Annotated in this window: 22 protein-coding genes; 13 read left to right on the forward strand and 9 right to left on the reverse strand. The window is 72.3% G+C overall.

Features of this window, described 5'->3' with window-relative positions; translation table 11 throughout:
- Positions 1–21 precede the first annotated feature (21 nt).
- Positions 22–915, forward strand: coding sequence for an alpha/beta fold hydrolase (locus ACFYPA_RS31925; protein ID WP_359085555.1), 894 nt, complete (start codon positions 22–24; stop codon positions 913–915).
- Between the two features lie 16 nt (positions 916–931).
- Here ACFYPA_RS31925 and ACFYPA_RS31930 read toward each other — a convergent pair whose 3' ends face one another.
- Positions 932–1999: a lytic polysaccharide monooxygenase gene (locus tag ACFYPA_RS31930; protein WP_389135837.1), complete on the reverse strand. Its 1068-nt coding sequence runs from the start codon at positions 1997–1999 to the stop codon at positions 932–934.
- A 229-nt stretch (positions 2000–2228) separates the two neighbouring features.
- Between ACFYPA_RS31930 and ACFYPA_RS31935 the strand changes: the two genes are divergently transcribed.
- Positions 2229–3707: a trifunctional class I SAM-dependent methyltransferase/NUDIX hydrolase/VOC family protein gene (locus tag ACFYPA_RS31935; RefSeq protein WP_389135839.1), complete on the forward strand. Its 1479-nt coding sequence runs from the start codon at positions 2229–2231 to the stop codon at positions 3705–3707.
- Between the two features lie 81 nt (positions 3708–3788).
- Here the strand turns inward: ACFYPA_RS31935 and ACFYPA_RS31940 are convergent, their stop codons facing one another.
- Together ACFYPA_RS31940 and ACFYPA_RS31945 are read right to left on the reverse strand one after the other, a co-directional pair.
- Positions 3789–4286, reverse strand: coding sequence for a DUF402 domain-containing protein (locus tag ACFYPA_RS31940; RefSeq protein WP_389135842.1), 498 nt, complete (start codon positions 4284–4286; stop codon positions 3789–3791).
- The gene (locus ACFYPA_RS31945; protein WP_359315867.1) at positions 4267–5187 is read right to left on the reverse strand and encodes a GNAT family N-acetyltransferase; all 921 of its coding nucleotides are present in this window, start codon (positions 5185–5187) and stop codon (positions 4267–4269) included. Before ACFYPA_RS31945 ends, ACFYPA_RS31940 begins: the two co-directional genes overlap by 20 nt.
- Positions 5188–5256: 69 nt before the next feature.
- Here ACFYPA_RS31945 and ACFYPA_RS31950 point away from each other — a divergent pair, with 69 nt between their 5' ends.
- Positions 5257–5631, forward strand: a complete 375-nt coding sequence (locus ACFYPA_RS31950; RefSeq protein ID WP_359085550.1) for a GntR family transcriptional regulator — start codon at positions 5257–5259, stop codon at positions 5629–5631.
- Between the two features lie 29 nt (positions 5632–5660).
- Here ACFYPA_RS31950 and ACFYPA_RS31955 read toward each other — a convergent pair whose 3' ends face one another.
- Positions 5661–6767, reverse strand: coding sequence for a DUF5925 domain-containing protein (locus tag ACFYPA_RS31955; protein WP_389135846.1), 1107 nt, complete (start codon positions 6765–6767; stop codon positions 5661–5663).
- Positions 6768–6995: 228 nt separating this feature from the next.
- Here ACFYPA_RS31955 and ACFYPA_RS31960 point away from each other — a divergent pair, with 228 nt between their 5' ends.
- The 3 genes from ACFYPA_RS31960 to ACFYPA_RS31970 all read left to right on the forward strand — a co-directional run bounded on the left by ACFYPA_RS31960 (position 6996) and on the right by ACFYPA_RS31970 (position 9104).
- Positions 6996–7805, forward strand: a complete 810-nt coding sequence (locus tag ACFYPA_RS31960) for an SGNH/GDSL hydrolase family protein (RefSeq protein WP_359085548.1) — start codon at positions 6996–6998, stop codon at positions 7803–7805.
- 273 nt (positions 7806–8078) lie between these two features.
- On the forward strand, positions 8079–8342 hold the full coding sequence (locus ACFYPA_RS31965) for a hypothetical protein (protein WP_359085547.1): 264 nt from the start codon (positions 8079–8081) through the stop codon (positions 8340–8342).
- Positions 8343–8495: 153 nt separating this feature from the next.
- Positions 8496–9104, forward strand: a complete 609-nt coding sequence (locus tag ACFYPA_RS31970) for a TetR/AcrR family transcriptional regulator (protein ID WP_359353050.1) — start codon at positions 8496–8498, stop codon at positions 9102–9104.
- Positions 9105–9126: 22 nt separating this feature from the next.
- Here ACFYPA_RS31970 and ACFYPA_RS31975 read toward each other — a convergent pair whose 3' ends face one another.
- Both ACFYPA_RS31975 and ACFYPA_RS31980 read right to left on the reverse strand, forming a co-directional pair.
- Positions 9127–9963 (reverse strand): ABC transporter permease, encoded by an 837-nt coding sequence (locus tag ACFYPA_RS31975; protein WP_359315874.1) that lies wholly within the window; start codon positions 9961–9963, stop codon positions 9127–9129.
- A complete protein-coding gene (locus ACFYPA_RS31980) occupies positions 9960–10922 on the reverse strand; it encodes an ATP-binding cassette domain-containing protein (RefSeq protein WP_359085544.1) in 963 nt (320 codons plus the stop codon). The genes ACFYPA_RS31975 and ACFYPA_RS31980 overlap by 4 nt, the downstream gene beginning before the upstream one ends.
- 63 nt (positions 10923–10985) lie before the next feature.
- Between ACFYPA_RS31980 and ACFYPA_RS31985 the strand changes: the two genes are divergently transcribed.
- Positions 10986–11696, forward strand: a complete 711-nt coding sequence (locus ACFYPA_RS31985) for a TetR/AcrR family transcriptional regulator (protein ID WP_359085543.1) — start codon at positions 10986–10988, stop codon at positions 11694–11696.
- A gap of 12 nt (positions 11697–11708) precedes the next feature.
- Here the strand turns inward: ACFYPA_RS31985 and ACFYPA_RS31990 are convergent, their stop codons facing one another.
- From ACFYPA_RS31990 to hmgA, 3 genes are all read right to left on the reverse strand, one after another.
- A complete protein-coding gene (locus ACFYPA_RS31990) occupies positions 11709–12926 on the reverse strand; it encodes a type ISP restriction/modification enzyme (protein ID WP_389135853.1) in 1218 nt (405 codons plus the stop codon).
- A 103-nt stretch (positions 12927–13029) separates the two neighbouring features.
- A complete protein-coding gene (locus ACFYPA_RS31995; protein WP_359085541.1) occupies positions 13030–13815 on the reverse strand; it encodes a GntR family transcriptional regulator in 786 nt (261 codons plus the stop codon).
- A gap of 42 nt (positions 13816–13857) precedes the next feature.
- Positions 13858–15186: a homogentisate 1,2-dioxygenase gene (gene hmgA / locus ACFYPA_RS32000; protein ID WP_359085540.1), complete on the reverse strand. Its 1329-nt coding sequence runs from the start codon at positions 15184–15186 to the stop codon at positions 13858–13860.
- Positions 15187–15317: 131 nt separating this feature from the next.
- Between hmgA and ACFYPA_RS32005 the strand changes: the two genes are divergently transcribed.
- The 6 genes from ACFYPA_RS32005 to ACFYPA_RS32030 all read left to right on the forward strand — a co-directional run bounded on the left by ACFYPA_RS32005 (position 15318) and on the right by ACFYPA_RS32030 (position 24322).
- The gene (locus ACFYPA_RS32005) at positions 15318–17537 is read left to right on the forward strand and encodes a right-handed parallel beta-helix repeat-containing protein (RefSeq protein ID WP_359315879.1); all 2220 of its coding nucleotides are present in this window, start codon (positions 15318–15320) and stop codon (positions 17535–17537) included.
- A gap of 35 nt (positions 17538–17572) precedes the next feature.
- Positions 17573–18397 (forward strand): hypothetical protein, encoded by an 825-nt coding sequence (locus ACFYPA_RS32010; protein ID WP_359316116.1) that lies wholly within the window; start codon positions 17573–17575, stop codon positions 18395–18397.
- Positions 18394–19707 (forward strand): hypothetical protein, encoded by a 1314-nt coding sequence (locus ACFYPA_RS32015; RefSeq protein ID WP_359315882.1) that lies wholly within the window; start codon positions 18394–18396, stop codon positions 19705–19707. Before ACFYPA_RS32010 ends, ACFYPA_RS32015 begins: the two co-directional genes overlap by 4 nt.
- 80 nt (positions 19708–19787) lie before the next feature.
- Positions 19788–20417, forward strand: coding sequence for a TetR/AcrR family transcriptional regulator (locus tag ACFYPA_RS32020; protein WP_359315885.1), 630 nt, complete (start codon positions 19788–19790; stop codon positions 20415–20417).
- Positions 20418–20552: 135 nt separating this feature from the next.
- On the forward strand, positions 20553–22805 hold the full coding sequence (locus ACFYPA_RS32025) for a molybdopterin-dependent oxidoreductase (RefSeq protein WP_389135858.1): 2253 nt from the start codon (positions 20553–20555) through the stop codon (positions 22803–22805).
- Positions 22806–22924: 119 nt separating this feature from the next.
- Positions 22925–24322: a citrate:proton symporter gene (locus ACFYPA_RS32030; protein ID WP_359315889.1), complete on the forward strand. Its 1398-nt coding sequence runs from the start codon at positions 22925–22927 to the stop codon at positions 24320–24322.

Genomic DNA, 24322 nt, shown 5'->3' on the forward strand with positions numbered 1-24322 from the left:
GAGCCGCAAGGAGACCATTCGATGCTGCCCCGGACCCGTGCGCCGCGTACCCCACGTGCGCGGACCACCCTCGCCGCACTGCTCCTCGCCGTCGCCGCAGTCGTCACCCCCACGGCCACTGCCGCCGCAGCCACCCCCACCACCGCCACGGTCACCTCCCGCGGCTGGAACGACTACTCCTGCAAGCCCTCCGCAGCCCACCCCCGGCCCGTCGTCCTGGTCCACGGCACCTTCGGGAACTCGGTCGACAACTGGCTCGTCCTCGCCCCCTACCTCGTCAACCGGGGCTACTGCGTCTACTCGCTCGACTACGGACAGCTTCCCGGTGTGCCGTTCTTCAACGGCCTCGGCCCGATCGACAAGTCGGCCGGCCAGCTCGCCACCTTCGTCAACAAGGTGCTCGCCTCCACCGGGGCACCCAAGGCCGACGTGGTCGGCCACTCCCAGGGCGGCATGATGCCGAACTACTACCTGAAGTTCCTCGGCGGAGCGGCCAGGGTGAACGCGCTCGTCGGGCTCGCGCCCGACAACCACGGCACCACCCTCCTCGGCCTGACGAAGCTGCTGCCGTACTTCCCCGGCGCCGAGGACCTGCTCAACGCCGGAACCCCCGGCCTCGCCGACCAGGTGGCCGGATCGCCCTTCGTCACCAAGCTCAACTCGGTGCCCGACACCGTGCCCGGCGTGCACTACACCGTCATCGCGACCAGGTACGACGAGGTCGTGACCCCGTACCGGACACAGTTCCTCGACGGGCCGGACGTACACAACGTCCTGCTCCAGGACCTGTGCCCGGTCGACCTGTCCGAGCACGTGGCGATCGGGACCATCGACCGCATCGCCTACCACGAGGTGGCGAACGCCCTCGACCCGGCGCACGCCACCCCGACCACCTGCGCCTCGGTCATCGGGTAGTCCGGAGCAGGCCGGATCAGAGTCCGCGCCGGGCCGCTGCGGCGGACCGGCGGCGGACCGAGGCCAGCAGTGCGGCCGCGCCCAGGGCGATCGCGGCCGCACCGCCCATGGCCCAGTAACGCGTGGCGGCGCTGCCTCCCGTCTCGGCGAGGTTGTCCACTCCCGCGACGGGGACGTCACCGGACGCGCTGTCCGGCTCCGGGGCGTTGGCACCGGCCGTACCGGAATCCGCCGGGGCTGCCGCCTCGGTGACGGCCGCGCCCGTACCGGCGTCGTCGTCCCCGTGGCCGCCGTGCTCGACCGACGACTTCTCCTCGCCCTCGGTGATCTCCTGCTCCGAGGGCGCGGACGCGGACGGCGCGGGTACCGCGGCGACCGAACCGCTGCCGGTGGTGCCGTCGCCGTCCGTCCCGCTGCCGCCCGCACCGCTCGCGCCCGTACCGGCGAAGACCACGTCGGAGCACGCGTAGAACGCCTCCGGGGAGTCCGACCGCTGCCAGACGGTGTAGATCAGCTGACGCCCCGAACGCTCGGGGACGGTGCCGTCGAACACGTACGAACCGTCCACCAGCTTCGGGTCGGTGGCCTCGGCGAACGGCTTCTCCTCCAGGTCCGACCACTTCAGCGGCTTCGCCGGGTCGTAGCCGGTGGTGGTGAGGTACAGCGCGAAGGACCCCTTGTGCGGGGCGGTGGCCCGGAAGCGGAACGTATGCGAGCCCGCCTTCATACCGGTGGCCAGCCAGTCGGCGCGCGGCAGGTCGAGTCCCCCGAACTTGTCGTTGCCCGCGCTGCACAGCTTGCCGTCCGGGATCAACTGACGGTGGTTCCCGGCCGCGTTGGCGATGTTGACGCCGTTCCAGTCGTACAGCGCCTGCGTGCCGCCCGCGGCGACCGCGGCCACGCAGGCGGGCGACTTCGGGTGTTCCGGGCCCTCGGCGAAGCAGGCCGAGACCCGGCTGACCGGATCCGTCAGCGAGCCGTGCGCCGCGGCCGGAGCCGCGGTCAGAACGGTGAGGACGAGCGGCGTCGCACCGAGCGCGGCTACAGCGGCGGCCCTGCGGCGGGCGGGGGTGATGGCGGCCATGGCGGGGTACTCCTTCAGCGGTGCGGGTCCGTGTGCGGGGGGTCCGGGGGCGGTGTGCGGGGCCTCCCCGGAAACAGCAAGCTAGCCTCCGGCCGGCTCCGGAAAGCCCGTGCGAAGGGGCTGGTGGCGATCGTTATGACGCCCTTAAGGGGCCGATCAAGAACGCTTAAGACCGGTCGTCAGGAGAGAGACCGGCGCCGTTGTCAGTGGCAACTGGCACGATCGGTTCATGACGACGATCGACTGGGATTCAGCCGCCGGTTCTTTCGACGACGAGCCGGATCACGGCCTGCTGGACCCCGTGGTCCGGCACGCCTGGGCGCAGCGCCTGGAGAACTGGCTGCCCCGGGAGCGTTCCGAGGTGCTCGACCTGGGGTGCGGCACCGGAAGTCTGGCGCTGCTCGTCGCGGGGCAGGGCCACCGGGTCACCGCCGTGGACCGCTCGCCCCGCATGGTCGAGCAGGCGCGCGCCAAGCTGGCCGGTACGGGGACCGAGGTGCTGACCGGGGACGCGGGCGCACCACCGGTCGGCAGGCAGCGGTTCGACGTCATCCTCGCCCGGCACGTGGTGTGGCTGCTCCCCGATCCGGACCAGGTCCTGCGCCACTGGTTCGGCCTGCTGCGGCCGGGCGGCAGACTGGTACTGGTCGAGGGCGTGTGGAACGGGGTCGGCCTGTCCGCCGGGCAACTCACCGCGCTGATCGCCCCCTTCACCGAACGCATCCACCACGAGCGGCTCTCGGGCGACCGCGACCTCTGGGGCAAGGAGGTCGACGACGAGCGCTACGCCCTGGTGGCGCGGGCCGAACCTCCGCGCCGGCACACCGAGGTCGTCGACGTCCACCTGATCCTCCGCCGCGGCTCCGACGTCCTGCTCGCCCGGCGGGCCGGCACGGGATACGCGGACGGGCTGCTGCACGCCCCGTCCGGGCATGTGGAGGACGGCGAGGACGTCCGCGCGGCGGTGATCCGGGAGACGGCCGAGGAGATCGGGGTGGCGCTCGCACCGGAGGAACTGCGCACGGCCCTGGTCATGCAGCACCGGGGGCCGGGCGGCAACCCCCGGACGGGCTGGTTCTTCGAGGCGGCGTACGACCCGGACCGGCCGCCGTACAACCGGGAGCCGGACAAGTGCTCGGAGCTGGACTGGTTCCCGCTGGACGCCCTGCCCGACGACATGGTCGCGTACTGCCGCGCCGGCCTCGACGGCTACCGGGCGGGGGAGCACTTCCTGATGCACTGGCACGAGGACGGCGACACCGTCGCGTACGAGCCACGCGGCGCCCGACGGGCCGTCCCGCTGCCGGCCGGCGGGGCACGCACCGGGCGGCTCCACCACATCGAGCTGTGGGTGCCCGACCTGGTGGCCGCCGCTCCGGCCTGGGGCTGGCTCCTCGGCGAGCTGGGCCATGTCCCGTACCAGCAATGGGCGCACGGGCGCAGCTGGCGGCGGGGTGACAGCTATGTGGTGATCGAGCAGTCGCCCGACCTGGACCCCGGAGCGCACGAACGACGGCGTCCCGGGCTCAACCACCTGGCCTTCCACGTCGAGGACCGGGCCGCCCTCGACGCGCTGGTGGCCCGGGCCCCTGAGCACGGGTGGCGGCTGCTCTTCGCGGACCGGCATCCGCACGCGGGCGGTGACGGGCACGTGGCCGCGTACCTGGAGGACGCGGCGGGGTACGAGGTGGAACTGGTGGTGGGCTGAGCCCCGGAGACCGGCCTCCGGAGGGGCCTCAGCGGGGACCGGCCGGAGGGGCCTCAGCGGGGACCGGCCTCCGGAGGTGCCTCAGCCCAGCAGCCCGGCGAAGCCCTCCTCCGTGCGGGCGAGCCGTTCCAGCTCGTCCAGGGCCGCCACGGCGGCCTTCGCCGCCTCCGGATCGCGACCGGTCAGACCGCTCTCCTCGAACTCGTCCTCGTCCAGCCGCAGGACGGCGGACCGGTCAGCGGAGACCCACAGGTCGAGATCGAGGTCCTCGACGAGCAACTCACCGCCCCGCACCACGGCCGGGCGGGTCACATCGCAGTACCAGCCCTTGAGTTCACCCGCGCCGGTGCGGACCTCCTTCACGGCGAACCAGGCATCGCGCCAGTAGTACTCGGTGAAGACGTCACCCGGCTCGAAGCGGACGAAGCCGAAGTCGCGTACACCCGGCGCGGCCCAGGGCGCCCGCACCGTCACCCGCGTGCCGTCGTCGGCGAGCAGGGCGGCGGGGTAGCGGATCTTGGTCCTGCCCGCCTTGACCAGGACGACCGTCAGTCCGGCGTCAGCCGAGCTTGCGGACATGGCGCACCTCCGTCGCGCAGATCTCGTAGCCGAACCAGCGGTTGATCGCCAGCATCGGACCGTTGTCGGCGTCGTTGCCGGTGTAGGCATCGGTGTACCCGGCATCGCGCGCCCGGTGCAGCGAGTCGTTCTTGGCGAGCTTCGCCAGCCCGCGGTTGCGGTGGGCCCGCCGGGTGCCGGTCATTCCCGACCAGTAGCGGTTCGCGCCGTCGGTCTCCGCCGCGCTGAACGCCGCCACCTCACCGTCGGCCACGACGACCGAGGTGAGGCGGTGGTCGAGGCCGGGATTGCCCCAGGTCTCGCCGAGCCACTCCTCGTAGTCCGACAGCTGGACCGGTGTGTCGCTGGGCTCGTCCGCGGTGGTCTCGGCATCGGCCTCGAAGAGCGGGCGCGGATCGTCGTCGAAGTCGGCACCCGTACGCAGCTCGACTCCGGCCGGGAGCTCCTGACGGGGCGGCAGCGTTCCGCCCGCCAGATCGAGGTGGAGGAAGTGCGCCGGCCTGCTCGGCGCATAGCCGTGCTTCCCGGCGAACGCCCGGTCGCCGGGGGTGTCCAGCACCCAGGTGTAGACCGAGGTCGCGCCGGCCAGGGCCAAGTACTCCTCGGCCGTGCGCAGCAGCAGCGTGCCCGCGCCCCGGCCGGTCCGCTCCGGGTGGGTGTACGGATTGCAGAACGCCTGCCCCGGCTCCGGGCTCTCGTAGGCCAGTCCCACCTGGGCCGTCCCGATGACCTCGCCGTCCTCCTCCGCGACCAGCAGCCGGTACCGCTTGTCCGGATGGGCGGTGGCCAGGTCGAAGACGACCTGCTCCGGCGTGGTGACCATGTACGGGAGGGCCGCGCGCCTCACCCGCACCCAGTCCCCGGCGTCGGCGGGCCGGAAATCGCGCACGATGACAGTCATGCGCCGGACCGTACCCGCAGGTCCGGCCCGGGCGCCCCCGATTTTCCGGCGGTGGGGCAGAATCGGTTCGTGACTCTGAAGATCGCCGTTGACCCGGATGCCGGCACCGCCCCGTACGAGCAGCTGCGCACGCAGATCTCCGAACTGGCCCGTTCGGGGGCGCTGCCGGTCGGCTACAAGCTCCCCACCGTACGCGGCTTCGCCGAGGAGCTGGGCCTCGCCGCCAACACCGTGGCCAAGGCGTACCGCGCACTGGAGGCGGACGGGGTGATCGAGACGCGGGGGCGCAACGGCACGTTCGTCGCGGCCGCGGGCGACGCGGCCGAACGCAACGCGGCGTCCGCCGCGCGCGAGTACGCGGAGCAGGCCCGGCGGCTGGGGATGTCCCGGGCACGGGCACGGGAACTGGCCGAGGACGCGGTGCGGGCGGTGTACGCGGGGTGAGGCGGGGCGGCCCGGGACGCCGGGTGCCCTCAGAGGTACAGCCCCGCGTCCGCCCCCGAGTCCTGCTTGGGGACCGAGGCGGGCCCCGTGCCGCGGCGTAGCGCGTACAGCTCCGCCAGAGTCGTTCCCTCGCGGGCCGCGTCCCGGCCCAGACCCTCGTCCGTGCCGAGCCAGGCCACCGACTCGGCGCGGGTCAGCGGGCCCACCTCGATCCGGGCCAGGCAGCGGCCGGGCCTGACGACCGCCGGGTGCAGCCGTTCCAGGTCCTCGTTGGTCGTCACTCCGACCAGTACGTTGCGGCCCTGGCCCAGCAGCCCGTCCGTGAGGTTGAGCAGCCGCGACAGTGCCTGGCCGGCCGTGTGCTTGGCCTCGCCGCGGATCAGCTCGTCGCAGTCCTCCAGGAGCAGCAGGCGCCAGCGGCCCTTCGCGCTGCCCTCGTCCTCGCCGATCGCGATGTCCATCAGATAGCCGACGTCGTTGAAGAGCCGCTCGGGGTCGAGGACGCAGTCGACCTGGCACCAGTCCCGCCAGGACCGGGCCAGTGTGCGCAGGGCGGACGTCTTGCCGGTCCCGGGAGGGCCGTGGAGCAGGAGCAGCCGGCCCGCGATGTCGTCCGGGGTGACCTTCATCAGCCGGTCCATGGCCTCGGCCACGGGCGCGGTGTAGTTGGGCCTGACCTCGTCCCACGTACCGGCCGCGATCTGGCGGGTCGTACGGTACGGACCGCGGCGCGGCGAGACGTACCAGAAGCCCATCGTCACGTTCTCGGGCTGGGGTTCCGGTTCGTCCTGGGCGCCTTCCGTGGCCTCGTCGAGCACCTTGTGGGCCAGTTCGGCGCTGGTCGCGGTGACCGTGACGTCGGCGCCCCGGTTCCACCGCGAGATGAGCAGCGTCCAGCCCTCGCCCTCGGCCAGCGTGGCGCTGCGGTCGTCGTCGCGGGCGGCGCGCAGCACCTTCGCCCCCTCGGGCAGCAACGTGGCGCTCTTCCTGACCCGGTCGAGCGAGGAGCTGTGCGAGTAAGGCTGCTCGCCCGTCGTGAAGCGGCCGAGGAGCAGCGCGTCGACGACATCGGACGGGGAGTCGCTGTCGTCGACGTTGAGCCGGATCGGCAGAGCGGACTCGGGGTTGGCGGACATGGCGCCCATGATCCGGCACGTGGGCACCCGGCGCACCCAGGTTTCGGCACCTGCTCCGCATGCGCGTGGTCAGGGCCCGTTCTGCCGCGCGCCGATGTGACACGCGCTCAGAAGCGCTGTCGGCAAACCTCGTTCGATGGAACTTGGCATGGACACTTCCGGAATGGGCTCCGCTGCTGCTACCACTGAGTAGGCAGAGATCCTGCTGGTCGGTCCAAGGGAGGTCCCATGAAAATGTCCAGACTCGTGGCGTTCTCGTCCTCGCTCCTGCTCGGCGCCGTCATCGCCCTGACCGGGGCAGCCACCGCGAACGCCGCACCCTCCGTCCAAGCCGTCGACTATGTCGCCCTGGGGGACTCCTACTCCTCGGGGGTCGGCTCGGGCAGCTACATCGGCTCCAGCGGTGACTGCAAGCGCAGCACCCTCGCCTACCCCTCGCTCTGGGCGGCCGCGCACTCGCCCGCCTCCTTCGCCTTCACCGCCTGCTCGGGCGCCCGTACCAACGACGTGACCGCGAGTCAGCTCGGTCCGCTCACCTCCTCGACCGACCTCGTATCGATCTCCATCGGCGGCAACGACGCCGGATTCGCCGATGTCATGACGACCTGTGTCCTCCAGTCCGAGGCCACCTGCCTCAACCGGATCGCCACCGCCCGCGGCTATGTGGACTCCACGCTGCCCGGCCGGCTCGACTCGGTGTACTCCGCGATCAGTGCCAAGGCTCCGTCCGCCCACGTCGTGGTGCTCGGCTACCCGCGCTTCTACAAGATCGGCGGCAGCTGCGTCGTCGGTCTGAGTGACAAGGTGCGCACCGCCATAAACGGCGCCGCCGACTACCTCAACGCGGCGACCGCCAAGCGCGCCGCCGACCACGGCTTCACCTTCGGTGACGTGGCCGGGCAGTTCACGGGGCACGAGATCTGCTCGGGAAGCGCCTGGCTGCACAGTCTCAACTGGCTCAACATCGGCGAGTCGTACCACCCCTTCGCCGCCGGGCAGTCCGGTGGATATCTGCCCGTTCTCAACTCGCTCGACTGACCGGCGCGTCAATCGGTCCGCGGCTTCGGGTGGCGCCCCGTCGGTGGGAGTCCTGCAGGTCAGGGCCCTTACGGCGGCGTGCTCCCGATTGCCGCGCTCCGTGCGGGCGGTGATGATCTGTCCAACTCACCCTGGAATCGGGCAGATTCGCCGACAGGTCGTCAACCTCCGTATGTGTGTGCTCAATCCTGTGCCCGGGATACACGCGTGTCGCCGAGGGGCGATAGGGTTAACCTGCCCGGGCCGGGTGCCCTCGTACGGGTGGGGAGTGACATGGAACAGATATCAGTGCGCAGCAGGCCTCGCGTGCCTGCCATTACATGCGGGAGCGGTGCGACGAGTTCGCGCCTCGACCGCCATCTCGCAGTGCTGGGCGGCCCCGCCGTTCCGCAGCGTGAGTCCGCGGAGGCGACGCTGCTGATGCTCGAGCTGACCTCGCGCGACGTCGCGCACACCCGCCGGAGCAAGAGTGCGAGGGTTTCGCTCTTCGCCCCGCTGCGGCGACTGCGGCGCTCGCTCTTCGGCAGCCGCCGCTGATCGGACGCCCGGTCCAGGCTTCGCGCCGCTGTCCGCTCTTCCGTCATCCCCGGAGCCGGTAGTGGCGCGTCGCCATGTCCGCCAGCGCCTGTCAGTCGCCGGTGGGGTGGGTGCCGAGGTAATTCGGTGCCGAAGTACTTCTACACTGTCCGCATGCCCGAGAAGCGAGCCGCGCGCCTGAGTCCCGACGAACGAAGGGCGCAATTGGTCGCGATTGGCGTGGACATGCTCTCCGATCGCTCGCTGGACGAGCTCTCCACCGACGATGTGGCGCGCCGTGCCGGGATCTCCCGGGGGCTGCTCTTCCACTACTTCGACTCCAAGCGCGACTTCTACCGCTCCATGGTGCAGCGGGAGTGCGACGACTTCGCCGCGGCCATGGAGCCGGACCCCTCGCTGGAGCCCGTCCCCTGGCTGCGGTCGTTCATCGCCGGGTTCGCGGCGTACGTCACGGAGCACCGCAGGGTCTATCTCGCCCTGGTCCGCGGCGCCGCCGGCAGTCATCCCGCCGTGGAGGACATCGTCGAGTCCACCCGCGACACCCTGGCCCGGCGGGTGGGGGAGGGGCAGCGACGGCTCGGCATGCCGGACTCGCCGCGGCTGCTCGTCGCCGCGCGGGCCTGGATGGCCTTCGCCGAGGAAGCCGCCACCAGCTGGCCGCTCGACGAGCCGGACGCCCTCGGCGAACTCGGCGCCTTCCTGGAGTCGAGCTTCGTCTCGCTGCTCGGCGCCCTGGACCGGCCGGTCGCGCTGCCCGGCTGAGCGGGCCGCGCCGCCCGTGCCCTCATTCGCCGCCGCGGGAGTAACTGCGTACGGTCAGCGGCACGGCGACCGCGAGCAGGACCGCCGACCAGAGCAGCGTTCCGGCCACCGGATGGGCGACCGGCCAGGCGGCGTCGGCGGCCGGGGCCGCGTTGCCGAAGAGGTCGCGGGCGGCCGCGGCGACGGCGCTGATCGGGTTCCACTCCGCGAGCGTGCGCAGCCATCCCGGCAGGTTGCCGGTCGGGATGTACGCGCTGGAGAGCAGCGGCAGGACGAACGTGGACGCGCCCAGTTGCCCCGCGGCCTCCTCGTTCCGGATCAGCAGCCCCAGCCAGCAGCCCACCCACGACGTGGCGAACCGGAACAGCAGCAGCAGTCCGAACGCCCCCAGTGCGGCAGCCGGGCCGCCCTCGATCCGCCAGCCCACGGCGAGCCCCACCAGCATCAGCGGGACCAGGCCCACCGCCGTGGTCAGCGCATCGGCCGCGGTCTGCCCGAACGGCACGGCGGACCGGCTCATCGGCAGGGTGCGCAGCCGGTCCATCACGCCCCGGTGACAGTCCTGCGCGGACTGGAACATGCCCGTCATGACGCCGTTCGCCGCGGTCGCCGCCAGCAGCCCCGGCACCAGGAAGGCGCGGTACTCCTGGCCGGGGACGGCCAGGGCGCTGCCGAAGACGTACCCGAAGAACAGCAGCATCGTGATCGGCATGGTCTGGGTGAGGATCAGTACGCCCGGAGCCGCCTTGATCCGCTGCAGATGGCGGCCGAGGACGGCCAGACCGTCCGCGACCGGTGTGTGCGCGGACCTGGTGGCGTCCGTCGTCCACCGGTCGGTCGCGAGTGTGTCGGTGCTCATGCTGCCGTCTCCTTGATGGGGGCGCTGCGGCCGGTCAGGCGCAGGAAGACCTCGTCGAGTGTGGGCGGGCGCAGACTGGCGTCGATCACCGCCGCGCCCGCCGCGTCGAGCTCGCGGACGATCCGGGGCAGGGTGAGCGAGGGGTCCGTGGCGACCGCGCCCACCGTGCGGCGCTCGTGGTCGAGCACCGGCGCGGCGCCCGTCAGCTGGTCAAGGACCGCGGCGGCCGGCCCGAGCGCCGAGACGTGGGCGACGACGACTTCGGCGTAGCTGCCGATCCTGGCCTTCAGCTCGGCGGGGCTGCCGCTGTGGGCGGCCCGTCCGCTGTCGACGAGCACGATGTCGTCGGCCAGCTGATCCGCCTCCTCGAGGTACTGCGTGGTGAGCAGGACGGTGGTGCCGCGGTCCGCCAGCTCCCGCACCGCCGCCCAGATCTGGTTGCGGCTGTGCGGGTCGAGTCCGGTGGTCGGCTCGTCCAGGAACAGCACCTGCGGGCGGGCCAGGAGGCTGGCGGCGAGATCCAGGCGGCGGCGCATCCCGCCGGAGTAGGTGCGGGCCGGGCGGTCGGCGGCGTCGGTCAGCTCGAAGCGTTCGAGGAGCTCGTCGGCCCGGGCGCGGGCCGCGCCGCTGCGGTACCCCAGCAGCTTGGCGAAGAGCCGCAGGTTCTGCCGGCCGGACAGCTCGCCGTCGACGGAGGCGCTCTGCCCCGTGACGCCGATCGCCGCCCGTACGGCCCGGGCCTCCCGCACCACGTCGTGACCCGCGATCCGGGCGCTGCCGGCGTCGGGGGCGGTCAGCGTGGTGAGGACGCGGACGGCGGTGGTCTTGCCGGCGCCGTTGGGCCCCAGTACTCCGCAGACGGTGCCTTCGGCGACGGCCAGATCGAGGCCGCGCAGCGCGTGGACGTCGCCATAGCGCTTCTCCAGACCTTCACTAAGTACAGCGTACGTAGTTGTCATGCCGCAACGGTACCGCACTACGTACGGTGTACGTAACTACTATGGGGACCGAGGTGATGATCAATGGTGGGGCGACCCGCTGTACCGGAAGTGATCTGGGCGCGCCCCGAGCGTGCGGGCCGCGGCCCCAAACCCGCGTTCAGCCGTGGGGACATCGCGGCGGCGGCCGTGCGCATCGCGGACGCGGAGGGGTTCGACGCGGTGTCGATGCGCAAGGTGGCGGCCGAACTCGGCTGCGGCACCATGTCGCTCTACAACTACGTGCCCCGCAAGGAGGACCTGCACGAGCTGATGCTCGACGCGGTCAGCGCCGGGTACGAGTATCCCGAGCCCTCCGGTGACTGGCGCGCCGACCTGCTCGCCCTCGCCCACCAGGCTCGGGGCATGATGCGCCGCCACACCTGGGTGCCCCGACTGATGTCACCCGTGTACGGATTCAGCCCGAACGCCCTGCGCTACCTGGAGTACGCGCTGAGCTGCCTGGACGGGGTCGACGCGCGGTTCGGCGAGAAGATGGAACTCATCGCCATGGTCAACGGTGTGGTCACCACCTACACCGCAAACGAGATCGCCACGGCGGAACGCAGCCGGTCGCTGCCCTGGTCCGAGGAGCAGGAGCAGGCCGCCCGCACCGGGTACCTGATCAGTCAGATCATGACCGGGAAGTACCCGCGGATGGCGGCCGGATTCGCCGAGGACCCCGGGCCGATCGATCTGGACGCCGTGTTCGACCGGGCGCTCGCCCGCGTACTGGACTCGTTCGGCCGCGCGTAGGGCCGGCCCGGGTCACAGCAGGGCGAACTGGCCGTCCGGGCCCTCCTCCTGGTGATCGAGCACGGACGCGGGCCGCCGGGCCGCTGCGGCCACCGGCACCACGCCCGCCGCCCGCAGTTCGTGCACGTCGATCTCCGGACCTTCCGCCAGTCCCTCCTGGCGGGGGCGCAGTTCGGCGAGCAGGGCGAGCAGTGTGATCAGTTCCAGCAACTCCGATGTCCACTCCTGCGGCCAGACGCGGGGGAGTACGGCCCCCAGACCTTCCGCTCCGGGCGCCGCGCTCCGGCGCCCGAACCACAGCTCCAGCATCCGTACGCCGCCCACCCGGAACTCCCACGCACCGGCCGGCACCGGCGAGATGCGGCCCGTACCGAGGCACAGCACCTCTTCCCCGGCGTCGTACGACAGCTCCGCCGGGGCGGACGGCACGGCGGCCCGCACATAGGGGCGCCGCCCGCCCGGCAGCCGGGGGCGCTCCCCGCCCCGGGCCCCGCGCAGCTGGAGCCGCAGCAGTTCGTGCCCCAGCTCCACCCCCGCCGCCCAGCGCGCGGTGTCCGCGGGCAGCGGCACCGCGCAGCCGTCCGGGGTGCGGCGGGCCGCCGCCAGGATCCAGGCCAGCACCGACTCGGCGGTGACCGCGTTCCCGTGGCGGGCGCGGAGCAGGGCGAGCAGCCCGGGGGCGAGATTGGGTTCGGCGCCGCCGGGGCGCCGGTACAGCGGGCGGATCCGGCCGGGCCGCCCCGCCGGGGAGTGGCCGTCGGGGAGCAGCGCGGTCACGGAGAGGGCGGGGCCGGTGTCCTGGGGGACCCGTCCGTGCTCGACGAGGAAGAGCTGGTGGACGTCGGCGACCCGCCACAGCTCGGGCCGGGCGACGTCGATCAGGCGGTGGTCGGGGAGCAGCCACTGCTCGTCGAACGGCCCGTGCAGGATGCGTACCGGCTCCGGGCACGGCCCCGGATCGCGCGCGAACCGGCCGGTGCCGGTGGACTGGCCGGGCAGGGCCGCCACCGGGGTCTGCGGGGTGCGCGCCCGGGTGGGGCCGAAAAGCCGTTCGCCTTCGGTGTCCCCTGCCCGGACGAGGCGTTCCCAGCGGGCCCTGAGGGACGCGGCGTCGGGTGCGGTCACCCAGGGGCGGCCGGTCCTGAGCGGCCGCACCGACCAGGGCATGAGGTCGTCGAGGAGCGGGCTGCGCGGGCCCTCGCCGGGGCCGGCCGCTGCCGGAGCTGCCACCGTGTCGTCCTCCCCGTCGCCACGTCTGCCGCCTTCCCCGGCATCGTAACGGCGGAGCCCCACACCCCGGCAGGGCGCCTGCCGGGACGTGGGGCGGCTGCCGTCAGTGCGCCTCCACCGTGACCGAGAAGGAGAACCGGTCGCCCCGGTAGCGGATCTGCGCCACATCGACCACCCGGCCGCTGTCGTCGTACGTCACGCCCGTGTAGTACAGGATCGGGCTGAGCAGCGGGACCCGGAGCAGCTCGGCGGTGGCCGGGTCGGCGAGCCGGGCCTCGACCGTGTCGGTGATCCGGGCGATCGGGACGCCGACGCGGTCGCGCAGCACCTTGGTCATCGGCCAGCGTTCGAGATCGGCGGGGTCGAGACCGGCCGCGACCTGCGGATGGACCCAGTTCCGGGCCCAGTTGGTCGGCTCGCCGGTGTCCTCCTCGCACCGCAGACGCCGGTAGCCGATGACCTCCGGGCAGCCGGGGAAGTACTCCGCGACATCGCCCGGCACCGGGGACGGACCGTGGTCGAGGACCGTGGTCCGCTCACCCGACTGCTGGGCGACGATCGCGTCGATCGAACCGAGCAGCCGCACCGGCGACACCCGGCGGGCGCGCGGTTCGATGAAGGTGCCGCGCCGCCGGTGACGGCTGATCAGCCCCTCCGTCTCCAGCTCCTTCAGCGCCTGGCGCATCGTGAGGACGCTGACGCCGTAGTGCACGGCGAGCTGCTCCTCGGTCGGCAGCCGCAGGGTGGCGTCCGCGGTGCGGCCGAGTATCGAGGCCCGCAACGACTGCGAGACCTGGTACCACAGCGGGAGCTTGCGGTTCAGGACCAGTGAGTCGGGCGCGAAGGCGGCCCCCGGGGGCGCGGGGGGTGTCGGAGGGGGCTGCGGCACCTGGGTCACCTGCCATTTCGTCGTCGCTGCGGCGCGGGGCCGTTACGGCCGGAAGTTGCGGCTCAGACCCTGCCACACGTCGTCGTAGCCGTGCTGGAGGTGTCCGGCCGTCGCCGCCTGCCCGGTCGCGGTGACGGGCCAGCGGGTCTCGAACATGAAGGCCAGACCGTCGTCGATCTTCTGCGGCTTCAGCTCCGCCGCGCTCGCCCGCTCGAAGGTCTCCCGGTCCGGACCGTGCGCCGACATCATGTTGTGCAGGGAGCCGCCACCGGGCACGAATCCCCCCCGGCCGGCGGTCTTCGCGTCGTACGCGCCCTCGATCAGGCCCATGTACTCGCTCATGACGTTGCGGTGGAAGTACGGCGGCCGGAAGGTGTCCTCGCCCACCAGCCAGCGCGGTGCGAACACCACGAAGTCCACCCCGGCGAGACCGGGGGTGTCCGAGGGCGAGGTCAGCACCGTGAAGATCGACGGGTCCGGGTGGTCGTAGCTGATCGAGCCCATGACGTTGAACCGGCGCAGGTCGTAGACGTACGGGGTGTGGTTGCCGTGCCAGGCGACCACATCGAGCGGCGAGTGGTCGTACGTCGCCGACCAGAGGTTGCCGCAGTACTTGTTGACCACCTCGACCGGGCGCTCCACGTCCTCGTACGCGGCGACCGGCGCGAGGAAGTCCCGGGCGTTCGCGAGGCCGTTGGCGCCGATCGGGCCGAGCTCCGGGAGGACGAACGGCTGGCCGTAGTTCTCGCAGACGTAGCCGCGGGCGGTGGCGTCGAGCAGTTCGACCCGGAAGCGGACACCCCGCGGGATCAGGGCGACATGGCCCGGTTCGACGCGCAGCAGGCCCAGTTCGGTGCGCAGCAGCAGACCGCCCTGCTCGGGGACGATCAGGAGCTCGCCGTCGCTGTCGCTGAAGACCCGGTCGGTCATGGCGGTGTCGGCGGCGTAGAGGTGTACGGCCATGCCGGTGCGCCGGCCGGCGTCGCCGTTGCCGCCCAGCGTCCACAGGCCGGACAGGAAGTCCGTGCCGGGCGCGGGCTCCGGGAGCGGGTCCCAGCGCAGCCGGTTGGGGTCCGGGACGGTCTCGGTGAAGGGGGCGCTGCGCAGGGCGCCGTTGTCGATCCGCGTGAACGGGGGGTGGGCCGCCGAGGGGCGGATCCGGTAGAGCCAGGAGCGGCGGTTGTGGACGCGCGGCTCGGTGAAGGCCGAACCGCTCAGCTGCTCCGCGTAGAGCCCCAGGGGCGCGCGCTGCGGTGAGTTGCGGCCGTGCGGCAGTGCCCCCGGCACCGCTTCCGAGCTGTGCTGATTGCCGAATCCGGCGGAGTGCGCGAGCCCTTCCGCCGTCTTCCGCGCCTGCTCGATGCCGCCCATATGTGCTCCCGGTGCCTGAGGAATCCTGGAATCCTATGGTTAACCGTAGGAATCGAAGCGCCGGGAGTCAACGGCATTCGGTGCGGCACAGGGGGGTTTCAAAAGGTGAACAATGCTCTACTCTCCGGCTCATGTCGTGGACACGAAGACTTCTGGTGGTTCTGGCGGCGCTCGCGGCCGCCCTGCTCGCGGCCCCGGCCGCCCAGGCGCACGAGGAGCGGCCGGTCACCCTGCCCGATGGCACCGGCAGCGTCCCCGTGTACCGCACGGGCGAACCCGATCTCCTGGTCTGCAAGAACGACCGGGCCGACTTCGAGCGCCGGATATCCGGCTTCCCGGATGCCCTGCGGACCAGGAACCTGGCGCTCTTCGACCGGTGCCGGAAGTCCGGCTACCGCCACCTCCAGCAGGCCGTCGACGCCGTCACCGGCCCGGGGAAGAACATCGCGATCCTGCCCGGCCTCTACGAGGAGGAGCCCTCGCTGCCGGAGCCGACGGGGGAGTGCAAGCGGCTGAAGGCCCCCAACTCCCAGCTCGGTTACCAGATCCTGAGCTACGAGCAGCAGGCGAAGTGCCCGCACAACCAGAACCTGGTGGCGATCCTCGGCAAGGAGGACCTCCAGATCGAGGGCACCGGCGCCGCGCGCACGGACGTCGTCATCGACGCCAAGTACCAGAAGCTCAACGCGGTCCGCGCGGACGGCTCGGACGGCGTCTACTTCAAGAACTTCACCGCCCAGCGCACCACGTTCAACTCGCTGTACATCCTGGCCCAGGACGGCTTCGTCATCGACGACGTCCTGACCCGGTGGAACGACGAGTACGGCTTCCTGACCTTCGCCAGCGACCACGGCCTGTACAAGAACTGCGAGTCCTACGGCAACGGCGACTCCGGCATCTACCCGGGCAGCGCGTCGGACATCAACGACGCGTACGGCTACGAGGTGCCGCGCTACTCGATCGAGATCACCGGCTGCCGCAGCCACCACAACATGGTCGGCTACTCCGGCACGGCAGGTGACTCCGTCTACGTCCACGACAACGAGTTCGACCACAACATGGGTGGCGCCTCGATGGACAGCGCCTTCCCCGGCCACCCCGGCCTGCCGCAGAACCACGCCCGCTTCGAGCGCAACCTGATCCACGACAACAACGCCGACTACTACCCGTACGTCGCCGACGGCACCTGCGCCAAGCCACCCGTCGAGCGCGGCTACGAGGACGGGGTGGTCTGTCCGCAGATCTCCATGCCGCCGGGCACCGGCATCATCACCGCCGGCGGCAACTGGAACCTCTACGAGAACAACTGGGTCTACGGGCAAAAGCGCGCCGCCTTCTTCCTGAGCGCCGTCCCCGCCTTCATCCGGGGCGAGGACGCACTCGGCAAGCAGACCGACACCTCGCACCACAACCGCTACGCGAACAACCACCTCGGCACCGACAGACAGGGCCGCTCGCGCCCCAACGGCACCGACGTGTGGTGGGACGGCCAGGGCGACGGCAACTGCTGGCAGTCGGACAGCGGGGCGTCCACGCCGCGCTCCCTGCCCGCGTGCGGGTCGGAGCGGGGTGACATCACCGGCAGCACCGACCGGCTGGTCGGCGAGCCCGTCAAGCTCGCGCAACTCCTGGTCTGCGCCGACTACAACGTGCAGGCGCGCCGGTTGCCGGCCGGCTGCGACTGGTACGGGGCGCGCGGCATCGAACGCGTCGAGGTGCAGGCGGCCCTGGGCATCGCGGTGGTGCTGGTACTGGTCGGCGGGGTGCTGTGGTGGCGCCGGCTGCGCTCCAGCCGGCTCGCCACCGCCGCCACGGTCCTCGGACTCATCGGCCTCGGACTGGACGTCGCCGGGTCGACCACGGGCCTCGCCTCCACCTATGTACCCGCCCTCGCGCTGCTGCTGACCGGGCTCTGGTGGACGGGCATCGGGCTGGTGCTGCGACGGGAGCGGCCGGTGTTCGGCTGGGTGACGGTGGTGCTGGGCGGGCTGACGCTGCTCGACGCACTCGACAAGGGCGTGTTCATGATTCCGTGGATTCCGCTGAGCCCGGCCTGGGTGCGGGGACTCCTCGGCCTCGTCTGGGTGGTGTGGGCCGTCGTGGCCGCCGCCCGTCACGGCGAGCGCGCGAAGGGGGCACCGGACGCGGAGGCGGACACGGGAGTCGGTGAGGGGCCCGCCGCGGAACCGGCCACCGGCTCCGACAGCGCATCGGCTGCGAAGGAGTTCGCGCACCCCGCCACTCACACCTCACCGGCCACCGGCTCCGACAGCGCATCGGTGCCGAAGGGGTCTGCCCGCCCCGCGTCGACCACCCCGCCGGCCACCGACCCGAACGGGGAACCTTCGTGAACCGCCACCTGAACGGGGCGTGGGCGCCGCGCCAGGTGAACCGTCGCTGGCACGCGGCGTGGGCGCCGTGCCGCGGACGCAGGCCCGCCGCGGCCCTCCTCGCCGCCGTCCTCCTGCTCGGCGCGGGCGCCTGTGGGGGGCGGCCCACCACCCACCACAAGCCGGGCACCAGCCATGAGCAGGCCACCGGCAGCAACGGCCGGCTCCTGACCGCGGACGACGGCTCGGGCAACCGGCTGCGCCAGGTCGACGCCCAGGGCGCGCCCGAGGTCGCCGTCGCCGTGCGGCCCGATTCGGAGGACGGCTGGAACGTTCACCTCTCGGTGCGCAACTTCCGGTTCACCCCGGACAGCGTCGGCGGCGCCGCACTCCTCGGACGCGGCCACGCCCGGCTCTTCCTCGACGGCCACCCCCTCGCCCGTGTCTACGGCACCTGGTTCCACCTCCCCCGGTCGCTCCTGCGCGCCGCCGGGGGCGGGACCCGGCTGACCGCCCGCCTCTACGCGGACGACCACACCGCCTGGGCGGTCGATTCCGCCCCGGTCCAGGCCACCGCCACGCTCGGCGGGGCCACTTCGGCCGCCCCCACCCCGACCCCCGGGACCACCGTGGAGATCTCCGTCCACGCGGGCAAGGTCAGTCCCGCACCCGGGCGCACCGAGGTCAAGAAGGGCCGGACCGTGCGCCTGGAGGTGCGCAGCGACCGCGACGACACCCTGCACGTCCACGGCTACGACAAGGAGGCACGGCTGCCCGCCGGCCGGACCGTCACCCTCACCTTCACCGCAGACCGCACCGGGCTCTTCGAGGTCGAGACGCACGAGTCGGACCTGCTGCTGACCCAACTCGTCGTACGGTGACGGCCCTCGACGACTCCCGTGCCGTGAGCGTCCTCGCCCACGGCATCGGCGCCCAGCACGATCTGCCGCTCTCGCCCTTCTACGCCTTCGCGGGAGCCTTCGCCGCGCTCTTCGTCTCCTTTCTCGCGCTGGGCCTGCTCTGGTCGTCCTCCCGGTTCCGGGGCGACCGGGCGGGCCGCCCGCTGCCGGCAGCCGTCCGGCGCGCGGCCGACGCACGCCCCACCCGCATCACCGCCCGCGCGCTCGGCCTGGCCGCGGCGCTCCTGGTCGTGCTGCACCTCCTCCTCGGCCCGGCCGACCCGGCCCGCAACCCGGCGCCCGGCGCCGTCTACGTACTCCTGTGGGTCGGGCTCGTCCCGGCCTCGCTGCTGTTCGGGCCCGTCTGGCGGCTGCTCAACCCCTTGCGGACCCTCCATCTCCTCGGCTGCCGGGCGCTCGGACGCGACCCGGCCGCCGCCGGCCGCCCCCTGCCCCCGCGTCTCGGCATGTGGCCCGCCGCGGCCGGGCTCCTCGCCTTCACCTGGCTCGAACTCGTCGCCCCCGACCCCGCCTCACCCACCGCCCTGCTGGTCTTCCTCGCCCTCCACTCCGCCGCCCAGCTCACGGGCGCCGCCCGCTACGGGGCCCGTTGGTTCGACCATGCCGACGCCTTCGAGGTCTACTCGGGCCTCCTCGCCCGGCTCTCCCCGCTCGGCCGCCGCCCCGCCGACCGCCGCCTCGTCCTGCGCTCCCCCTTCAACGGACTCGACGCCACGCCCCAGCTCCCCGGGCTCGTCGCCACCGTCTGCGTGATGCTCGGCTCCACGGCCTACGACGGCTTCTCCGACGCGCCCTCCTGGATCACCACCGTCCAGACCTCGGCCCTGGGCCGTACCACCACCGCCACCCTCGGACTGCTCGGCACCGTCGCCCTCGTCGCCACCCTCTACGCCCTCTGCGCCGGCGCCACCAGGCTCCTCTCCGGCCAACTGCCGCACCCCCTCACCGCCTTCGCGCACTCCCTCGTCCCGATCGCCCTCGGCTACCTCGTCGCCCACTACTTCACACTCTTCGTCACCGAAGGCCCACGTACCGTCATGGTGGCACTCGGCACCGACAATCCGGCGCCACCCGAACCGCCCCTGGGCCCGGGCGGCATCGCCACGCTCCAGGTCGTCGCGATCGTCCTCGGCCATGTCCTCGGCGTCGTCGCCGCACACGACCGCTCGGTCCGGCTCTTCCCGCCCGGACGCGCCGTCGCCGGCCAGCTGCCGCTCCTGGTCCTGATGGTCGCGTACACGATCGGCGGGCTGGCGCTGCTCATCGCCTGAGTTCGAGGTCCCGGAGGGGACCGGAGCCCCGTCCCCGGGGGTGCGGGCCCCCGCCCCCGGCAGAGGAGGTCCACGGCATCATGGAACCCGTGCCCCATGCGAACCATGCGAACACGAACCTCCGCCGCGCCCCCGTGCAACAGCGCAGCGCCGAGCGCCTCGCCCGGATACTCGACGCCTGCGCCGAACTCCTCGACGAGACCGGCTACGAGCAGCTCTCCACCCGGGCGGTGGCCGTGCGCGCCGGTGTTCCCATCGGCTCCGTCTACCGGTTCTTCTCCAACAAGAGGGCCCTCGCCGACGCCCTCGCCCGTCGCAACCTGGACAGCTACGCCGAGCGGATCACCGCCCGGCTGGTCGCCATCCCGGCCGGCGACTGGCGCAGCGCCATCGACGCCGTGCTCGACGAGTACCTGGCGATGAAGAGCTCCGTCCCCGGCTTCTCCCTCATCGACTTCGGAGCCCCCGCCCCCGACGACGATCCGGCAGACGACGCCAATCAGCGGGTGGCGGGCCGGCTCACGGAACTGCTCGCCGGTCATCTGGACCGCGACGCCGACGAGGACCTCCTGCGCTCCATCCTGGTCTGTGTGGAGGCCGCCGACGCCCTGCTCCAACTCGCCTTCCGCACCGACCCGTCCGGCGACCGGGCCATCGTCGCCGAGACCCGCGTACTGCTCCAGGCCTACCTCGCGCGCGTGCTGGACTGAGCCGGAGCCGGCTCCGGGCCCGGCCTCGGAGCAACCTTCTTCGCCGCACGCCTCCCCAGCATGCGTACCGGTCGGTATGCTCGCCCGTGCTTGCGCATGTCCGCGCCACCGCTGCCGCCGCCCCGGGAGGGCCCCATGCCGCACGACCCCAGCAGCTCCCGCACCGCCCTGCGCATCTGTCCCCTCTGCGAGGCCACCTGCGGGCTCACCCTCACCATCGAGGGGACCAGGGTCACCGGCGCCCGCGGCGACCGGGAGGACGTGTTCAGCAAGGGCTTCATCTGCCCCAAGGGCGCGTCGATCGGCGGGCTGGACGAGGATCCCGACCGGCTGCGCACCCCCCTCGTCCGCAAGGACGACGTCCTGACGGAGGCGAGCTGGGGCGAGGCGTTCGACGCGATCGCCCGCGCCCTGCCGGAGATCGCACGAGAACACGGCCCGCAGGCGGTCGGCGTCGTCCTCGGCAACCCCAACGTGCACACCATGGCCGGCGCGCTCTACCCGCCCGCCCTGCTCGCCGCGCTGCGGACCCGGGCGCTGTTCACCGCGAGCACCCTGGACCAGATGCCCAAGCACGTCTCCAGCGGACTGCTCTTCGGAGATCCGAACACCATCCCCGTGCCGGACCTCGACCACACCGACCACCTGCTGATGCTCGGCGCCAACCCCCTCGAATCCAACGGCAGCCTCTGCACCGCCCCCGACTTCCCCGGCAGGCTCAAGGCCCTGCGCCGCCGCGGCGGCACCCTCACCGTCGTCGACCCGCGCCGCACCCGCACCGCACGCCTCGCCGACCGGCACGTGGCCATCCGGCCCGGCACCGACGCCCTCCTGCTCGCCGCGATGACGCACGTCCTGTTCGAGGAGAAGCTCACCGACCCCGGCGCGCTCGCCGACCACGTCGAGGGGGTCGGCGAAGTCGCCGACGCGGTGCGTGACTTCACGCCGGAGGCCGTCGCCGCGGCCTGCGACGTGGACGCCGCGACCATCCGCACCCTCGCCCGGGAACTCGCGGCCGCCCCCTCCGCCGCCGTGTACGGCCGCATCGGCAGCTGCACCGTGGAGCACGGCACCCTCGCCAGCTGGCTCGTCGACGTCCTCAACGTCCTCACCGGCAACCTCGACCGCCCCGGCGGCGCCCTCTTCCCGCTCTCCGCGACCGCCCGTGCCCCGCGCCCCGCCGCCCCCGGGAAGGGATTCGCCCTCGGCCGCTGGGCGAGCCGGGTCTCCGGGCACCCCGAGGCCAAGGGCGAACTGCCCATCTCCGCACTGGCCGAGGAGATCACGACGCCCGGCGAGGGGCGGATCCGCGCCCTGATCGTCCTCGCGGCGAACCCCGTGCTCTCCGCGCCCGACGGCGACCGGCTCGACGGTGCGCTGGCCGGCGGGCTCGACTTCATGGTGAGCGTCGACCCCTACCTCAACGAGACCTCCCGCCACGCGGACGTGGTGCTTCCTCCTCCGCCGCCCTCGCAGAGCGCCCACTTCGACTTCGCGTTCAACACCCTGGCCGTGCGCAACCAGGTCCGCTACACCCGCCCCGCCCTGCCCCTGGACGACGACCGGATGGACGAGGCCGAGATCCTCGCCCGGCTCGTCCTCGCCGTCTCCGGGACGCACGGGGCGGAGCCGGACACCGTGGACGCCATGATCATCGACCGGGCCCTCGGCAAGGCGGTCGCCGACCCGCTCTCGCCCGTGCACGGCCGGGCCCCCGCCGACATCTCCGCCGCGCTCACCGGCCGCGGCGGGACGGAGCGTCGCCTCGACCTGATGCTCCGCCTCGGCCCGTACGGCGAGGGCTTCGGCGCCGACCCGGAGGGGCTGAGCCTGGAGCGGCTGCTCGCCCACCCCCACGGCATCGACCTCGGCCCGCTCGCTCCCCGCGTCCCGGAGGTCCTCACCACCCGCAGCGGGCGCGTCGAACTGTTCCCCGCCCCGATCGCCGCCGATCTGCCGAGGCTGCGGCGCGCCCTCCAGGGCCGTACCGACCCCGAGGCGCTCGTCCTCATCGGCCGCCGCCATCTCCGCTCCAACAACAGCTGGCTGCACAACGTCGCCGCACTCCGCGGGGGCTCGAACGTCTGCACCCTCCAGATCCACCCCGAGGACGCGGAACGCCTCGGACTGGAAGACGGCGCGCCCGCCACGGTCACCGCGGACGGCGGCGAACTCACGGTGCCCGTCGAGGTCACCGACAGCGTGCGGACCGGCGTGGTGAGCCTGCCGCACGGCTGGGGGCACCACCGCCCCGGCACCAGGATGTCCGTCGCCGCCGAGCAGCCCGGTGTCAACGTCAACCAGCTCCTCGACGGCAGCCGCCTCGACCCGCTCTCCGGCACCGCCGTGCTCAACGCCATCCCCGTCACCGTGGCACCCTCGCGTTGACCTGGGGTTTTGCTCGTATTGCTCGCATGTCAACGTCTTGTTAACGCCCTGTGGCGCGTCCTAACGTCATCCGAACCGCCGGTCCGGTGGGAGTTCAAAGGTGAACGTTAGGTATCCACATGCTGACCATCCTCGGCTTCGCCATGATCGCGACCTTCCTGGTCCTGATCATGATGAAGAAGATGTCGCCGATCGCGGCGCTCGTCCTGATCCCTGCCCTCTTCTGCGTAGCCGTCGGCAAGGGCGCGCATCTCGGCGACTACGTCATCGAAGGCGTCGGCAACCTGGCGCCGACCGCCGCCATGCTGATGTTCGCGATCGTCTACTTCGGCGTGATGATCGACGTCGGCCTCTTCGACCCGATCGTCCGGGGCATCCTGCGGTTCTGCAAGGCCGACCCCATGCGGATCGTCGTGGGTACGGCGGTGCTCGCCGCGATCGTCTCACTGGACGGTGACGGCTCCACCACCTTCATGATCACCGTCTCGGCGATGTATCCGCTCTACAAGCGCCTGAAGATGAGCCTGGTCGTGATGACCGGGGTCGCCGCCACGGCGAACGGCGTCATGAACACCCTCCCCTGGGGCGGCCCCACGGCCCGCGCCGCCACCGCCCTCAAGCTCGACGCGGGCGACATCTTCGTCCCCATGATCCCGGCGCTCGGTGTCGGACTCCTCGCGGTGATCCTGCTGGCCGTGGTCCTCGGCCGACGCGAGCGCAAGCGGCTGGGCACGCTCACTCTCGCCCCCGACGAGGCACGGGTGACGGAGTCGGAGCAGGTCCTCGTGACCGCGGGCGGCGGCGACCGGCCGCACAGGAGCACCGGCGGGGCCGGCACGGACTCCGGGACCGCCGACGACGGGGCCGACGAGGGCTTCAAGGGCCTCGACCCCCACCGCGCCACCCTTCGCCCGAAGCTCTACTGGTTCAACGCGGCGCTCACCATCGCCCTGCTCACCGCGATGATCATGGAAGTGATGCCGATCCCGGTGCTCTTCCTCCTCGGCGCCGCCCTCGCCCTCACGGTCAACTTCCCCCACATGCCCGACCAGCGGGCCCGCATCGCGGCCCACGCCGACAACGTCCTCAACGTCTCCGGCATGGTCTTCGCCGCCGCCGTATTCACCGGCGTGCTCACCGGCACGGGCATGGTCGACCACATGGCCGACTGGCTCGTCGGCGCGATCCCGCAGGGCATGGGACCGCACATGGCCCTCGTCACCGGCGTGCTGAGCATCCCGCTCACCTACTTCATGTCCAACGACGGCTTCTACTTCGGAGTCGTGCCCGTGCTCGCCGAGGCCGGCGCCGCCCATGGCGTCTCCCCGCTGGAGATCGCCCGCGCCTCCCTGGTCGGCCAGCCCCTGCACATGTCCTCCCCGCTGGTGCCCGCCGTCTACGTCCTCGTCGGCATGGCCAAGGTCGAGTTCGGCGACCACACCCGCTTCACCGTCAAATGGGCCGCGATCACCTCCCTGGTGGTGCTCGGCGCGGGACTCCTGTTCGGGATCATCTGA

Source organism: Streptomyces sp. NPDC005775, from assembly GCF_042871565.1.
Lineage (GTDB): Bacteria > Actinomycetota > Actinomycetes > Streptomycetales > Streptomycetaceae > Streptomyces.

Bases quoted from the DNA above. Each gene is read 5' to 3' on its own strand.
- ACFYPA_RS31925 (WP_359085555.1), top strand. From the start codon at position 22: ATGCTGCCCCGGACCCGTGCGCCGCGTACCCCACGTGCGCGGACCACC.
- ACFYPA_RS31930 (WP_389135837.1), bottom strand. From the start codon at position 1,999: ATGGCCGCCATCACCCCCGCCCGCCGCAGGGCCGCCGCTGTAGCCGCG.
- ACFYPA_RS31935 (WP_389135839.1), top strand. From the start codon at position 2,229: ATGACGACGATCGACTGGGATTCAGCCGCCGGTTCTTTCGACGACGAG.
- ACFYPA_RS31940 (WP_389135842.1), bottom strand. From the start codon at position 4,286: ATGTCCGCAAGCTCGGCTGACGCCGGACTGACGGTCGTCCTGGTCAAG.
- ACFYPA_RS31945 (WP_359315867.1), bottom strand. From the start codon at position 5,187: ATGACTGTCATCGTGCGCGATTTCCGGCCCGCCGACGCCGGGGACTGG.
- ACFYPA_RS31955 (WP_389135846.1), bottom strand. From the start codon at position 6,767: ATGTCCGCCAACCCCGAGTCCGCTCTGCCGATCCGGCTCAACGTCGAC.
- ACFYPA_RS31960 (WP_359085548.1), top strand. From the start codon at position 6,996: ATGAAAATGTCCAGACTCGTGGCGTTCTCGTCCTCGCTCCTGCTCGGC.
- ACFYPA_RS31965 (WP_359085547.1), top strand. From the start codon at position 8,079: ATGGAACAGATATCAGTGCGCAGCAGGCCTCGCGTGCCTGCCATTACA.
- ACFYPA_RS31970 (WP_359353050.1), top strand. From the start codon at position 8,496: ATGCCCGAGAAGCGAGCCGCGCGCCTGAGTCCCGACGAACGAAGGGCG.
- ACFYPA_RS31975 (WP_359315874.1), bottom strand. From the start codon at position 9,963: ATGAGCACCGACACACTCGCGACCGACCGGTGGACGACGGACGCCACC.
- ACFYPA_RS31980 (WP_359085544.1), bottom strand. From the start codon at position 10,922: ATGACAACTACGTACGCTGTACTTAGTGAAGGTCTGGAGAAGCGCTAT.
- ACFYPA_RS31985 (WP_359085543.1), top strand. From the start codon at position 10,986: ATGGTGGGGCGACCCGCTGTACCGGAAGTGATCTGGGCGCGCCCCGAG.
- hmgA (WP_359085540.1), bottom strand. From the start codon at position 15,186: ATGGGCGGCATCGAGCAGGCGCGGAAGACGGCGGAAGGGCTCGCGCAC.
- ACFYPA_RS32005 (WP_359315879.1), top strand. From the start codon at position 15,318: ATGTCGTGGACACGAAGACTTCTGGTGGTTCTGGCGGCGCTCGCGGCC.
- ACFYPA_RS32020 (WP_359315885.1), top strand. From the start codon at position 19,788: ATGGAACCCGTGCCCCATGCGAACCATGCGAACACGAACCTCCGCCGC.
- ACFYPA_RS32025 (WP_389135858.1), top strand. From the start codon at position 20,553: ATGCCGCACGACCCCAGCAGCTCCCGCACCGCCCTGCGCATCTGTCCC.
- ACFYPA_RS32030 (WP_359315889.1), top strand. From the start codon at position 22,925: ATGCTGACCATCCTCGGCTTCGCCATGATCGCGACCTTCCTGGTCCTG.